The organism is Enterobacter sp. IF2SW-B1 (assembly GCF_001743375.1).
Lineage (GTDB): Bacteria > Pseudomonadota > Gammaproteobacteria > Enterobacterales > Enterobacteriaceae > Enterobacter > Enterobacter bugandensis.
Genome location: NZ_MJAA01000303.1, coordinates 1 through 402, shown reverse-complemented (window position 1 = coordinate 402; position 402 = coordinate 1). Strand labels below are relative to the sequence as shown.

General features: G+C 56.7%; 1 pseudogene. It reads left to right on the top strand.

From position 1 onward, the window contains the following. Positions 1–291: 291 nt before the first annotated feature. Positions 292–402: pseudogene (locus A6013_RS29165) on the top strand (hypothetical protein); the annotation flags it as partial.

Here is a 402-nt window from a genome sequence, read left to right as displayed (position 1 = left end):
GTGATTTACGGCGGTGCTGTATGGATGCCAGGTGAAACAGGTCTGGTTTGCCTGCGCGTCAAACCGTTGAGTACTTGGAGGGTTCGCTGTTGCCTGCTGCAATTCCTCTCATCGCGTCGGTAGCGGCTGGCGCCGCAGCAGCCAATGGAGACTACGTTATCCCAATGGCAATCACCATTGCCCCTCAGGTCTCCACACAGATGATGACGAAGAAGCCATCACTGGGGTCTCCCCGTGAGACTGCAGGACGTAAGCATGACCCATCCCGACGGGCATACCAGATAAATCGCCGTGATAAGGGCCGCTGAAACGCGGCCTTTTTTATGGGGCGAACATGACTGCTGCCTGTTTGCGGCAGATTGTGCGGAAGCGATGACCGGGGATAATTTCGCCTACGGCTGG